We start from the raw sequence: 12,770 nt of genomic DNA, 5'->3' as shown, positions 1-12,770 counted from the left end.
TTAAGGGGCGCTATCGCCCTCCGCAACCTGTCCGGATTTCGAATCGCGATGATCAATGCCCTGCGTTTTTTTGGCTGGCCGTTGCTGGTGGGCCTGCTGGTGGCCCTGCTGATCATTCAGCGCTACCCGCAGCTGGTAGGTATGAACGCCGAACCGGAATATACCCTGCGACAAGCACCGCTCGTGGGCATACCGCAGCAAGGCCCGTATTCCTACGCCAATGCGGTCAGCAGCGCAGCGCCAGCGGTGGCCAATCTCTACACCACCAAGCTGATCGACAGTTCCAGCCAGCAGCCAATGCTCAAGGACGATCCGTTATACCAGCGGTTCTTCGGTGACAACCTGCCACGCCAGCGCCGTATGGAGTCGAGCCTGGGCTCGGCGGTGATCATGAGCCCGGAAGGGTACCTGCTGACCAACAATCACGTCACAGCCAATGCCGAGCAGATCGTGGTGGCCCTGCGCGATGGCCGCGAGACACTCGCTCGGGTAATTGGCAACGACCCTGAGACCGATCTCGCGGTGCTGAAGATTGATCTCGCGGACCTGCCCGCAATCACTATCGGCCGCTCTGATGGCATCCGCATTGGCGACGTGACTCTGGCGATCGGCAATCCGTTCGGGGTTGGGCAGACCGTGACCATGGGCATCATCAGCGCCACAGGACGCAACCAGCTGGGGCTCAATACCTATGAGGACTTCATCCAGACCGACGCAGCCATCAACCGCGGCAATTCCGGTGGCGCGCTGGTCGATACCGCAGGCCATCTGATCGGCATAAACACGGCGATCATCTCCGAATCTGGCGGTTCGCAGGGCATCGGCTTCGCGATCCCGGTGAAGCTCGCCATGGATGTGATGAAGTCCATCGTCGAGCATGGTCGGGTAATCCGCGGCTGGCTCGGCGTGGAGGTGCAATCCCTGACGCCCGAGCTGGCGGAGTCGTTTGGCCAGGCGGGCCGACCAGGAATCGTCGTCGCGGGGGTCTATCGAGAAGGTCCTGCAGAACGCGCCGGCTTGCGCCCGGGCGACCTGATTCTCAGCATCGATGGAGAGCAGGCCAGTGATGGTCGAAGCTCGATGAACCAAGTCGCCCGCGCTCGGCCTGGCGACGAAATCGACATCGACATCCTGCGCAACGGCAAGCCGCTGACGCTGACGGCCGAAGTTGGCATGCGACCGCTGGTAGAGAAAAGCCCTCAATAAGCCTGAGCCGCAAGCAGCCCAGGATATTGGCGGCCAGGCCGATTAGCCGATGTCCTTCAATGCGTCGAGCAACGCCTGGTTTTGCTCCGGCGTACCGATGGTGATCCGCAGGAACTGCTCGATCCGCGGCTGCTTGAAATGCCGCACGATGACGCCCTGCTCTCGAAGCCCAGCGGCAAGTGCTGCAGCATCGTGCTGCGGATGCCGGGCGAAAATGAAGTTAGCCGCGGATGGCAGCACTTCGAAGCCCAACCCCTGCATTGCCGAAGCAACCGCTTCGCGACTGGCGATGACCTGCTGGCAGGTCTGCTCGAAATAAACACGATCTTCGAACGCAGCCGCGGCGCCGGCGATGGCGATGCGGTCCAGCGGATAGGAGTTGAAGCTGTTCTTGATGCGTTCCAGCGCCTCGATCAGATCCGGATGCCCGACAGCCAGGCCAACCCGCAGCCCCGCCAGCGAGCGCGATTTCGACAACGTCTGCGTGACCAGTAGGTTCGGGTAGCGATCCACCAGCGCGATGGCCGAGCTACCACCGAAGTCGATATAGGCTTCGTCCACCAGCACGACGGAGTCGGGATTCGCCTGCAGCAGACGCTCGATCGCATCCAGCGCCAGCACGCACCCCGTTGGCGCATTGGGATTGGGAAAGATGATCCCACCATTGGGCCGGGCATATTCGGCCACGTCGATTTGGAACTCATCATTCAGCGCAATGGTTTCGTACGCGATGCCATACAGACCGCAATACACCGGGTAGAAGCTGTACGTCACGTCGGGGAACAGCAATGGCTTGCCGTGCTGGAACAGGCCGTGAAAGGCGTGGGCGAGCACCTCATCCGATCCATTCCCGACAAATACCTGGGCCGGCTGCACACCGTAATAGTCGGCAACTGCACGCTTGAGGCGCTCGCCGTTCGGGTCTGGGTACAGGCGCAAGCTATCGTTCAGCTCGGCCTGCATCGCCGCGATTGCTTTCGGCGATGGGCCATAGGGATTCTCGTTGGTGTTGAGTTTGACCAGATTGGTCAGCTTCGGCTGCTCACCCGGCACATAGGGCACCAGATTCTTGACGAAGGGGCTCCAGAATTTGCTCATGGGGTTCTCGCAATTCACGTTATTTGTATCTGACTGGCATCGTGCAGTTTCGAGGCAAGTCGCTTGGGCGCTGATAGGGTTGGCAGCCGGAGGCTGGACGAAAAGCACCGCGTTTGGCTTCTCGCCCGACCTTCAATGCACTTATCGCTTCTACCGTTTTATACGGTACTCGGCACTACGCGCGTGTGCGGTCAACGACTCGCCGCGAGCCAGTACCGAGGCGATCTTACCCAGCTCTGACGCGCCGTCGGCCGAGCAATTGATGATCGACGAGCGCTTCTGGAAGTCATACACCCCGAGCGGCGACGAGAATCGTGCGGTCCCCGAGGTGGGCAGCACGTGATTCGGGCCGGCACAGTAGTCACCCAGCGCTTCGGCGGTATAGCGACCCATGAAGATCGCGCCCGCGTGGCGAATCTGCGGTAGCCATTGCTCCGGATCGGCAACGGAGAGCTCAAGGTGCTCAGGCGCGATGCGGTTAGCCACGTCGATGGCCTGTTGCATATCAGCCACCTGAATCAGCGCCCCGCGGCCCTGCAGAGAGGCGTGAGCGATTTCGGCGCGTTCGAGGGTTGGCAGTAGCCGGGCAATGCTTTCAGCGACCCGATCGAGGAACGCCGCGTCCGAACTGACCAGGATCGATTGCGCATCCTCGTCGTGCTCGGCCTGGGAGAATAGATCCATGGCGATCCAGTCAGGATCGGTCTGGCCATCGCAAACCACCAGAATCTCGGAGGGTCCGGCGATCATGTCGATGCCGACCTTGCCGAACACGTGGCGCTTGGCAGTGGCGACGTAGATGTTGCCCGGGCCGACAATCTTGTCCACTGGCGGCACACTCTCGGTGCCGTAGGCCAGTGCCGCTACGGCTTGAGCGCCACCAATGGTAAAGACCCGATCAACCCCGGCGATGCATGCCGCAGCCAGCACCAGCTCATTGATTTCACCGCGCGGTGTCGGCACGACCATGACCACTTCCGGCACACCGGCCACCTTCGCCGGGATGGCATTCATCAATACCGAAGACGGATATGACGCCTTGCCGCCAGGCACGTAAAGCCCTGCGCGATCGAGTGGAGTGACCTTCTGACCGAGCACGGTGCCATCGGCTTCCGTGTAGGTCCAAGAGTCCTGCTTCTGCTTTTCGTGATAGCGGCGGACCCGCTCCGCGGCGGCCTCCAGCGCCTGGCGCTGGGCCGAGCTGATGCGATCGAGCGCTAGCTCAAGGCGCGCACGCGGCAGAATCAGGTCGGCCATTGAGGCCACTTCAAGGCCATCGAAACGCTGGGTGAACTCGACCAGTGCGGCATCGCCTCGTTCGCGCACGGCCTGGATGATTTCCAGCACGCGCTGATTGACGCCATCATCGGACACGCTTTCCCAGCTCAGCAGATGATCCAGGTGTCGCGAGAAGTCTGGATCAGCGGCGTTGAGTCGGCGGATGTCGATGGGAGCGGTCATAGCGGGCCTCATGAGAGATACGTGCAAGCTGGCTTCAGGCGCCCTTAGAGTAACAAGCCAACCGTGCGGGCACCTGAGTATTTAGGCTATGACACGGATAGGCGAGCCGGCTGCCCAGCAGCCAGGCGAACGTCAACCCCGGTGCGCTATTGCGTTTTGCAGAGCATCGATCAGCGCCTGAATCCGCGCATGCTGCATCTTCATCGACGCCTTGTTGACCACCAGGCGCGAGCTGATCATGGCGATCAGCTCCTGTGGCTCCAACCCGTTGGCCCGCAGCGTGTTGCCGGTATCGACCACATCGATGATCTTGTCTGCCAGCCCCACCAGCGGTGCGAGCTCCATCGAGCCGTAAAGCTTGATGATGTCGACCTGACGGCCCTGCTCGGCGTAGTAGCGTTTGGCGACATTAACGAACTTGGTCGCGACCCGCAGTCGCCCCTTGGGATCTGGCGCACCGACCTTGCCGGCGGTCATCAGCTTGCAGTTGGCGATTCGCAGGTCCAGCGGTTCGTACAACCCCTGCCCGCCGTATTCCATCAGAACGTCCTTCCCCGCCACGCCGAGGTCCGCCGCGCCGTGCTCGACGTAGGTCGGCACGTCAGTGGCCCGCACGATCAGCAGGCGCACGTCATCCTGAGTGGTCGGAATGATCAGCTTGCGGCTTTTTTCGGGATTCTCGGTGGGAACGATGCCGGCTGCTGCCAGCAACGGCAGGGTGTCGTCGAGGATGCGGCCTTTGGACAGGGCGATGGTGAGCATGGACGGTTATTCCTTGAAACCTGTTGATCGCGACCCTGACGCAGGCAAGGGCAACCAAGCCAAACGCAGGTTCCAGCCGGGGCCGCCCACTCACCGAGCGGACGGCTGCGGCCCATTGCCGATAGCTAGCCCGGTACGCGGCGGATCTTGGCGCCCAGCAACTGCAGTTTTTCCTCGATGCACTCGTAACCGCGGTCGATGTGGTAAATGCGGTCGATGAGGGTATCGCCCTCTGCCACCAGACCGGCGATTACCAGACTCGCCGACGCGCGCAGGTCGGTCGCCATGACGGGCGCGCCCTTCAACTTCGAAACTCCGGTCACGATGGCGGTGTTGCCCTCGACGAGTATCTGCGAGCCCATGCGGTTCATTTCGTAGACGTGCATGAAGCGGTTCTCGAAGACCGTTTCGATCACTGTACCGGTACCTTCGGCGACCGCGTTCATGGCAATGAACTGGGCCTGCATGTCAGTCGGGAAAGCCGGATACGGTGCCGTGCGCACGTTTACCGCTTTCGGTCGATTGCCCTTCATGTCCAGCTCGATCCAGTTGCTGCCGGTGTCGATATAGGCACCAGCCTCTTCGAGCTTGTGCAGCACCGCCTCAAGCAGGGTGGCATCGGTGTCCTTGAGCTTCACACGACCGCCGGTCGCCGCAGCAGCTACCAGATAGGTGCCCGTCTCGATGCGGTCCGGCATGACACTGTAACGACCGCCACCCAGGCGCTTCACACCGTCGATGGTGATGGTGTCGGTACCCGCACCAGAAATCTGCGCGCCCATGGCGTTGAGGAAATTGGCCAAGTCGACCACTTCCGGCTCGCGCGCGGCGTTCTCTAGCACGCTCCGGCCGTTGGCCAGCGCCGCGGCCATCATGATGTTCTCGGTGCCGGTCACGCTGACGATATCGAAGAAGAAATGCGCACCGCGCAACCCCCCAGCCGGCGCCCGCGCCTTGATATAGCCACCCTCTACATCGATCTGCGCACCCATTGCTTCAAGGCCGCGAATGTGTAGATCAACTGGGCGCGAGCCGATGGCGCAGCCGCCCGGCAGAGCGACTTCGGCCTCGCCGAAGCGCGCCACCATAGGTCCGAGCACCAGGATCGAAGCACGCATGGTCTTGACCAACTCATACGGCGCCACCAGCGTCTGGATGCTGCTGGCGTCGACTTCGACGCTGAGCTTTTCATCGATGACCGGCTGCACACCCATGCGGCCGAACAGCTCGATCATGGTGGTGATGTCGTGCAGATGCGGCAGGTTGCAGACCGTTACCGGGGTATCGGCAAGCAGGGTAGCTGCCAGGATGGGCAGAGCCGAGTTCTTGGCACCGGAGATGCGAATCTCGCCATTGAGGCGGGCACCGCCGGTAATGATCAGTTTATCCATGGATGTTCCCGTAACCCGCAGGCTCGAAGCGCTTGCAAAGAGGAGCCGTGCGCGACGTCAAAAGTCGCCGCACGGGCTGAAAGATGTGCCGCGACCGGCGATCAGCTACGCGCAAGCCAGTCGGCACGGCTGAAGAACTTCATCGTGACGGCGTGAATGCTGCCGTCGGCGATCCAGGGGTTTAGATGCGCGTAGATCTGCTGCTGGCGCTTGACCGGACCCAGACCAGCCAGCTCGTCGCTGATCACATTCAGCTGGAAATTGCAGCCTTCGCCCTCGACTTCCACCTGTGCACCTGGAAGCTTTTCTTCCAGAAAATTCTTAACTTCTACGGCCTGCATGTTCAACCTCGATCGGCGCCGGACGCGCGCGGCCGGCCATCATACAAAAAAGCCCGAAGACTGCGAACCCCGAAGCCGCGCGGGGTGACGAAGCTCACCTATTCAAGCGTCTCCGCCTCGCTGTTCGACTGGCGCGAATGATGGCTACCCGCCGCTACCGAGGGGAACTTCGAGGACGCAAAGCGCACCACCAGAATGGCGACGGCCAGCAGCAGAATCGCTCCGGAAATATAGACGACCCCCATGTCTGGACGATGATGGTGCGAAACATCGGAGATCAGTAAGCGAGTCAGCGCGGTGATAGCGACATAGATGAGGAAACGCACGGGCATGTGGTTGGTTTTGAAATAGATACCAACCATCGCGCCGAGCTCAAGGTAGATGAACAACAGCAGGATGTCATCGACGCTGATGCTGCCCTTGTCGATCATCCCGAGGAAGGCCACCAGCCCTGCCCAGGCGGTGACCGCACCGATGGCGAACAGCGCCAGATAATGAAAGGTTTCGACGAGCAGGTTGCCCAGCGACTCCGCGATCGCATGGACCTTTCCGCGCATCGTTTCAGCCCAACGGAGCATCAGACGACTCCTCTTGGTTCGTCTGCCAGCGATAGAACATCGAGCAGACCTGACACTCTGGCGATTTCGCGCATGTCGCCAGGCATACCGGCGATGAGCACGTCCTGGCCGGATGCGGTTGCATCCCGGGTGAAGGCCAGCAGTAGTGAAAGCCCGACGCTACTGGATTTTTCTACGGCCGAGCAGTCGATTAACAACCGCTTCCCTTTATGCTCACGGATCAAGGCCTGGCCGGCCCGGCGCAGAGCCGGCCCGGATTGGTAGTCAAGCACACCGAAGAGCCGCAGCTCGCCGTCGGCGCCACTTTCGACACGGGCGTCAGTCATCATCGCCCGCTGCCTGCTGACCAGCCTCGGTGTCCTTGGCGCGCGCGACCACTTCGGCCCAGCCATCGATGGTCTTGTCCAGATCACCGCCGTTCTTCTGCATGGCGTCGGAGAACTGATCACGGAACAGCTTGCCAATATTGATGCCATTGATGATGACGTTGCGGACCCGCCACTCACCGCCCTGATTGACCATGGTGTAAGACACCGGGTAAATCTCGCCCTGGCGACCCGTCACTTCCATGCCGACACTGGTGCGCTCAGCGTCCTGCTTGGCACTCGCCGGCAACACGCGAATCTGCTGGTTGTTGTATTCCAGCAAAGCGTTGCCATAGAACTGCATCAGGCTGCGTTTGAAGTTCTCCTGGAAGCGAGTCATCTGTTCCGGAGTGGCGTTACGCGAGTACTTGACCGTCATGATGCTGCGGGATATCCCTTCCGCGTCTACCACCGGCCCGAGAATATCGTTGAGCGAGTCGTAAAAGGCGTTCGGGTCCTGGCGGTATTGCTCCTTATTGGCTTTGAGATCCGCAAGCAGCTCATCGGTGGTCTTCTGGATCACTTCATGAGCGCTGGGAGCCGCAAAAGCCAGCATGGGCAGGGCTGCCAGCAATACCAGCAAGCCGCGACGCAGGGCAGTCATCATGTGGATACTCCTCATTCTTTATTGACCGAATTGAGCAAAAATTTGCCGATCAGCTCTTCCAGTACCAGAGACGACTGGGTATCGCGGATCGTATCGCCGTCACCCAGGGTTTCCTCTTCACCGCCGACGCTGATGCCGACGTATTTTTCACCCAGCAGGCCGGCGGTCAGAATCGACGCGGTGGAGTCCATCGGCAGAATGTCGACATCTTTCTGAACCTCCAGCGTGACACGTCCGGTATAGCTCTCACGGTCGAGGTCGATTGCCGTCACCTTGCCGATGGTTACGCCAGCCATGGTGACCTTGGATCGGACACTGAGTCCGGCGATATTGTCGAAATAGGCGTAAAGCTTGTAAGTGTCGGTGCTGTCGACGTTCAGCCCACTGACACGCAGCGACAGCAACAGCAAGGCCAGCACACCTGCCAGCAGGAACAGGCCAACACCGATTTCCAGGGTGCGGATACGCATCAGAAGCCTCCAAACATCAAGGCGGTCAAAATAAAGTCGAGGCCGAGTACTGCCAGCGAGGCGTAAACCACGGTCCGGGTGGTGGCGCGACTGATACCTTCCGAGGTCGGCTCGCAATCGTAGCCTTGGAATACCGCAATCCAGGTGACCACGACGGCAAACACCATGCTCTTGATGACGCCATTGAGCACATCCGAGGTGAAGGTCACGCTGTTCTGCATGTTCGACCAGAACGAGCCCTCATAAACGCCGAGCCAGTCCACCGCAACCATTGCCCCACCCCAGATACCAACCACATTGAAAATGACGGTCAGCAAGGGCAAGGAGATGAAGCCGGCCCACAGTCGCGGCGCGATAATGTACTTCAACGGGTCGACGCCGATCATTTCCAGGCTGGATAGCTGCTCGGTGGACTTCATGTTTCCGATCTCGGCAGCCAGTGCGGACCCCGCACGTCCGGCGAACAGCAGCGCGGTGACGACCGGCCCCAACTCGCGAAGCAATGTCAGCGCGACCATCTGCCCGACCGCCTGCTCGGAGCCGTAGCTGCTGAGAATGCTATAACCCTGCAGCGCCAGCACCATCCCGATGAATATTCCCGAAACCACCACGATCGCCAGCGACAGCACGCCAACCGAGTAGAGCTGACGGACCAACAGAGAGAAGCGATTGCTCAGCCCGCTCGCGCCGAACAACGCATGAAACAGAAACAGCGTCGCGCGCCCCTGCGCCGCGACAACGTTCATGCCGGCCTCGCCAAACATCCGGATTCGCTCGATCAATGAACGCTTACGCATCGGAGCCTCGCAACAGATCCTCGGCATAGGCCGGTGCCGGAAAATGGAAAGGTACTGGGCCGTCCGCCGCGCCTCTCATGAATTGCTGAATCCGCGGATTGGTCGATTCGCGCAGCTCGGCAGGCGTCCCCTGCCCGAGCACCTGGCCGTCGCCCACCACATAGATGTAATCCGCGATGCTCGCGGTTTCCGCCAGGTCATGGGAGACGACGATACTGGTGATACCCAGGGCATCGTTGAGCATGCGGATCAGCTGCACCAGAACACCCATCGCAATCGGATCCTGGCCGGCGAAGGGCTCGTCGTACATGAGAATCTGGGGGTCCAGAGCGATCGCACGAGCCAGCGCCACGCGCCGCTTCATGCCACCGGACAGCTCGTCCGGCATCAGTTCCACTGCACCGCGCAAGCCCACCGCTTGCAGCTTCATCAGGACGATGTCGCGGATCATTTCCTCCGGCAGCTTGGTATGAACGCGCAACGGGAAGGCAACATTTTCGAAGACGTCGAGGTCCGTAAACAGGGCGCCGCTCTGGAATAGCACGCCCATCTGCTTGCGCATGTCGAACAGCTCGCGGCGCGACAGCGTCGGCAGGTTGGTCCCGGCGACCCAGACCTCTCCACTGGCTGGTTTGAGCTGGGCGGCGATCAGGCGCAACAGCGTAGTCTTACCGCAGCCGGACGGCCCCATGATGGCCGTCACCTTGCCTCTCGGTATGACGATATCGACATTGTTGAAAATGCTGCGCTCCCCGCGCATGAAGGTGACACCCTTCAGCTCGACGGCGTTAGCGTTGGCGGCGCTCATCGGATCTCCTTGGATACAGTCTGCAAAATCAGACGCCCCCCGATCTTTCGGAGATACTTCGCAGAGCCGTTTTGGCGGCGCGAACTATAGCACCGCCCTCGGGACCTCCCAAGCAGAGGCCTGTATCGGCGCATGAGCAAGCGCACATTCGTTCAGCTTGAGTTCAGTTTTAGCGGCGACGATCCGCTCGAAAGCTTTTCGGTGAGCGGCGCTGGGTTTTGCCGCTATAATCCCGCGTTTTCATTTACAGGCGACGATGCAAATGAGCCAGAGCAGCCAGCTGATCGAGACTGCCCAGCGCACTATCCGTATGGAGATAGAGGCGGTCGAGCAACTCAAGACCCGCATCGATGCGCAGTTCGTCAAAGCCTGCCAGCTTATCCTTCAATGCAAGGGGCGCGTCGTCGTGGTCGGCATGGGCAAGTCAGGGCATATCGGCAATAAGATCGCCGCCACGCTCGCCAGCACCGGCACCACCGCATTCTTCGTCCATCCAGCCGAAGCCAGTCATGGCGACATGGGCATGATTACCCGTGACGACGTTGTACTGGCCCTGTCCAACTCGGGCACTACCAACGAGATCGTGACACTGCTGCCGTTGATCAAACGCCTCGGCATCACCTTGATCAGCATGACCGGCAACCCCGAATCGGTGCTCGCCAAGGCGGCGGCCGTCAATATCGACGCGAGCGTTGCCATCGAGGCCTGCCCGCTGAACCTTGCACCCACCTCCTCGACCACCGTCAGTCTGGTGCTCGGCGATGCGCTGGCGATTGCCTTGCTGGAAGCACGCGGCTTCACAGCCGAAGACTTCGCTTTCTCGCATCCGGGCGGCGCACTAGGCCGTCGCCTGCTGCTCAAGGTCGAACACGTGATGCACGCCGGCGACCGCCTGCCTCAGGTCAGCCGTGGCACTCCGCTACGCGAAGCACTGCTGGAAATGACGCAGAAAGGGCTCGGCATGACGGCGGTGATCGAGGCGAATGGCAGCCTGGCCGGCATATTTACTGATGGCGATCTGCGCCGCACGCTGGACAAGGGAATCGACGTGCGCCAGGCCAGTATCGACCAGGTCATGACCCTTCACGGCAAGACTGCCATTGCCGATATGCTCGCCGCCGAAGCACTGAAAATCATGGAAGACAACAAGATCAACGCGCTGGTCGTGGTCGATGAAAACGACCGGCCGGTCGGCGCGCTGAACATGCATGATCTGCTGCGCGCAGGAGTGATGTAAGTGAACGATCTACTACGCCGTGCCCGCGATGTTCGCTTAGCGATTTTCGACGTCGATGGCGTCCTCACGGACGGTAAACTGTACTTTCTCGTCGATGGTAGCGAGTTCAAGACCTTCAACACCCTCGACGGTCACGGCATCAAGATGCTGATCAATTCCGGCGTACGCACCGCGATCATCAGCGGGCGTAAAACACCGGTGGTCGAGCGTCGCGCACAGAATCTGGGTATTCAGCATCTGTACCAGGGGCGCGAAGACAAGCTCGTAGTGCTCGATGAATTGCTCGCCGAGCTCGGACTCGACTACGCTGAAGTCGCCTACCTGGGTGACGATCTGCCAGACCTGCCGGTCATTCGCCGCGTCGGCCTGGGCATGGCCGTCGCCAGTGCCGATGCCTTTGTTCGCCAGCATGCGCATGGGGTCACCGCCGCCCGCGGTGGCGAGGGTGCGGCGCGAGAATTCTGCGAACTGATCATGCGCGCCCAAGGCAGCCTCGAAGCCGCTCAGGCCGCCTATCTTTAGAGGTTTCAATGCTGAGCAGAATCCGCTTTCCCGCCATCCTCCTGCTGATCGCCCTGCTTCTGGTTGCGGTCGGCTACTGGAACATTCGCCCCGAGAGCTTTATGCAGGAAGCCCCGGTGGCACAAGGCGAGGAGTCACCGATCGACTTCTACGTCATCAACTCTCGAACCGTCCAATACCAGCCGGATGGCAAGCGCAACTATGAGCTGTCCGCCGAGAAAGTGGAGCACATCAAGGCCACGGACATCAGCCTGCTGACCCGCCCCGATCTGCGCTCCTACCGAGGCTCGGAGCTGCCGTGGCACGTGACCAGCGAGCGCGGTGAAGTCGGCCCGCAAGGCGAGGAAGTCGAGCTGATCGATAACGTCAGGGTCGAACGCACCGACACCAAGGGCCGCCCGACAATTATCACCAGCAGTCGAATGACAGTGCTACCCGAGAAGGATTATGCCGAGACCCGCCAACCCGTTAGAATCGTCGCCGCGAACGGCGTAACGACCGCTACGGGCATGAAAGCGTATCTGAATGAAGGCAGGATGCTCCTGCTATCCAATGTAAGAGGCCAGCATGAGCTGCGTTAAGACTTTCCCCCTTCTGATCGGCTTGAGCATCTTTCTGCTCAGCTCGAATGCCCATGCGCTTCCAGAAGACCGCAACCAGCCGATCCGCGTCCAGGCCGACACGGCGGAGCTGGACGATCGACAGGGCGTTGCCGTGTATCGCGGCGACGTAGTCATCACCCAGGGCACGATGAAGATCACCGGTGACACCGTGACCATCACCCAGAACAGCAACGGCGATGTCGAGGTCTTCACCTCCATTGGCAAACCTGCCTACTACGAGCAGAAGCCAGCCGTGGACAAGGAAATCGTCAAGGCGTACGGCCTGACTATCCAGTATTTCGCAGCAAACGAGCGCATCGTGCTGATCGATCAGGCGAAAGTGGTGCAGGAAGGCAATACTTTCGAAGGCGAAAAGATTGTCTATGACACTCAGCGGCAGATCGTCAACGCCGGCCGTGCTACCAATGCCGATGTCACCACGCCACGCCCTCGCGTGGATATGGTCATCCAGCCGCGCAAGAAAGAGCAGGCAGCGGAGCAGACCGAGTAATGGCAATCCTGAAG

16 protein-coding genes are annotated in these 12,770 nt (G+C 60.6%); 5 read left to right on the top strand and 11 right to left on the bottom strand.

Translation table 11 applies throughout. From position 1 onward, the window contains the following. Positions 1 to 48 precede the first annotated feature (48 nt). On the top strand, positions 49 to 1,206 hold the full coding sequence (gene algW, locus DQ405_RS16825; protein ID WP_168425206.1) for a Do family serine endopeptidase AlgW: 1,158 nt from the start codon (positions 49 to 51) through the stop codon (positions 1,204 to 1,206). Positions 1,207 to 1,248: 42 nt separating this feature from the next. On the opposite strand, the gene hisC is transcribed toward algW, so the two are convergent. The 11 genes from hisC to DQ405_RS16770 form a co-directional block, all read right to left on the bottom strand. After that, a complete protein-coding gene (gene hisC / locus DQ405_RS16820; RefSeq protein ID WP_168425205.1) occupies positions 1,249 to 2,304 on the bottom strand; it encodes a histidinol-phosphate transaminase in 1,056 nt (351 codons plus the stop codon). 150 nt (positions 2,305 to 2,454) lie between these two features. Beyond that, complete coding sequence (gene hisD, locus DQ405_RS16815) at positions 2,455 to 3,765, bottom strand: histidinol dehydrogenase (RefSeq protein ID WP_168425204.1); 1,311 nt, start codon at positions 3,763 to 3,765, stop codon at positions 2,455 to 2,457. A 132-nt stretch (positions 3,766 to 3,897) separates the two neighbouring features. Beyond that, positions 3,898 to 4,527 carry an ATP phosphoribosyltransferase gene (hisG, locus tag DQ405_RS16810; protein ID WP_168425203.1) on the bottom strand — a complete coding sequence of 210 codons (630 nt, stop codon included), beginning with the start codon at positions 4,525 to 4,527 and terminating at the stop codon, positions 3,898 to 3,900. Between the two features lie 125 nt (positions 4,528 to 4,652). Beyond that, positions 4,653 to 5,918 carry a UDP-N-acetylglucosamine 1-carboxyvinyltransferase gene (gene murA, locus DQ405_RS16805; RefSeq protein WP_168425202.1) on the bottom strand — a complete coding sequence of 422 codons (1,266 nt, stop codon included), beginning with the start codon at positions 5,916 to 5,918 and terminating at the stop codon, positions 4,653 to 4,655. 101 nt (positions 5,919 to 6,019) lie between these two features. Further along, entirely contained in the window at positions 6,020 to 6,259 is a 240-nt protein-coding gene (locus DQ405_RS16800; RefSeq protein WP_025242912.1) for a BolA family protein, read from the bottom strand. A 98-nt stretch (positions 6,260 to 6,357) separates the two neighbouring features. After that, positions 6,358 to 6,840, bottom strand: coding sequence for a phosphate-starvation-inducible protein PsiE (locus DQ405_RS16795; RefSeq protein WP_168425290.1), 483 nt, complete (start codon positions 6,838 to 6,840; stop codon positions 6,358 to 6,360). Beyond that, entirely contained in the window at positions 6,837 to 7,163 is a 327-nt protein-coding gene (locus tag DQ405_RS16790; protein ID WP_168425288.1) for an STAS domain-containing protein, read from the bottom strand. The genes DQ405_RS16795 and DQ405_RS16790 overlap by 4 nt, the downstream gene beginning before the upstream one ends. Continuing rightward, complete coding sequence (locus DQ405_RS16785; protein WP_168425201.1) at positions 7,156 to 7,809, bottom strand: MlaC/ttg2D family ABC transporter substrate-binding protein; 654 nt, start codon at positions 7,807 to 7,809, stop codon at positions 7,156 to 7,158. Before DQ405_RS16785 ends, DQ405_RS16790 begins: the two co-directional genes overlap by 8 nt. A gap of 11 nt (positions 7,810 to 7,820) precedes the next feature. After that, the gene (mlaD, locus tag DQ405_RS16780; RefSeq protein WP_168425200.1) at positions 7,821 to 8,279 is read right to left on the bottom strand and encodes an outer membrane lipid asymmetry maintenance protein MlaD; all 459 of its coding nucleotides are present in this window, start codon (positions 8,277 to 8,279) and stop codon (positions 7,821 to 7,823) included. Beyond that, a complete protein-coding gene (mlaE, locus tag DQ405_RS16775) occupies positions 8,279 to 9,076 on the bottom strand; it encodes a lipid asymmetry maintenance ABC transporter permease subunit MlaE (protein ID WP_168425199.1) in 798 nt (265 codons plus the stop codon). The genes mlaD and mlaE overlap by 1 nt, the downstream gene beginning before the upstream one ends. Then, positions 9,069 to 9,884: an ATP-binding cassette domain-containing protein gene (locus DQ405_RS16770; protein WP_168425198.1), complete on the bottom strand. Its 816-nt coding sequence runs from the start codon at positions 9,882 to 9,884 to the stop codon at positions 9,069 to 9,071. Before DQ405_RS16770 ends, mlaE begins: the two co-directional genes overlap by 8 nt. A 256-nt stretch (positions 9,885 to 10,140) precedes the next feature. Between DQ405_RS16770 and DQ405_RS16765 the strand changes: the two genes are divergently transcribed. From DQ405_RS16765 to lptA, 4 genes are read left to right on the top strand one after another with little or no spacing between them, the layout of a single operon-like run. Next, a complete protein-coding gene (locus tag DQ405_RS16765; protein WP_174824688.1) occupies positions 10,141 to 11,121 on the top strand; it encodes a KpsF/GutQ family sugar-phosphate isomerase in 981 nt (326 codons plus the stop codon). Further along, positions 11,122 to 11,643 carry a KdsC family phosphatase gene (locus tag DQ405_RS16760; RefSeq protein ID WP_168425196.1) on the top strand — a complete coding sequence of 174 codons (522 nt, stop codon included), beginning with the start codon at positions 11,122 to 11,124 and terminating at the stop codon, positions 11,641 to 11,643. A gap of 8 nt (positions 11,644 to 11,651) precedes the next feature. After that, complete coding sequence (lptC, locus tag DQ405_RS16755) at positions 11,652 to 12,224, top strand: LPS export ABC transporter periplasmic protein LptC (RefSeq protein WP_168425195.1); 573 nt, start codon at positions 11,652 to 11,654, stop codon at positions 12,222 to 12,224. Then, positions 12,211 to 12,756 (top strand): lipopolysaccharide transport periplasmic protein LptA, encoded by a 546-nt coding sequence (lptA, locus tag DQ405_RS16750; RefSeq protein ID WP_168425194.1) that lies wholly within the window; start codon positions 12,211 to 12,213, stop codon positions 12,754 to 12,756. Before lptC ends, lptA begins: the two co-directional genes overlap by 14 nt. The last annotated feature ends 14 nt before the right edge of the window (positions 12,757 to 12,770 follow it).

The organism is Pseudomonas sp. SST3 (assembly GCF_003325755.1).
Note: the sequence above shows the minus strand (reverse complement) of the source record. Positions and strands in the feature narration are given on the sequence as shown.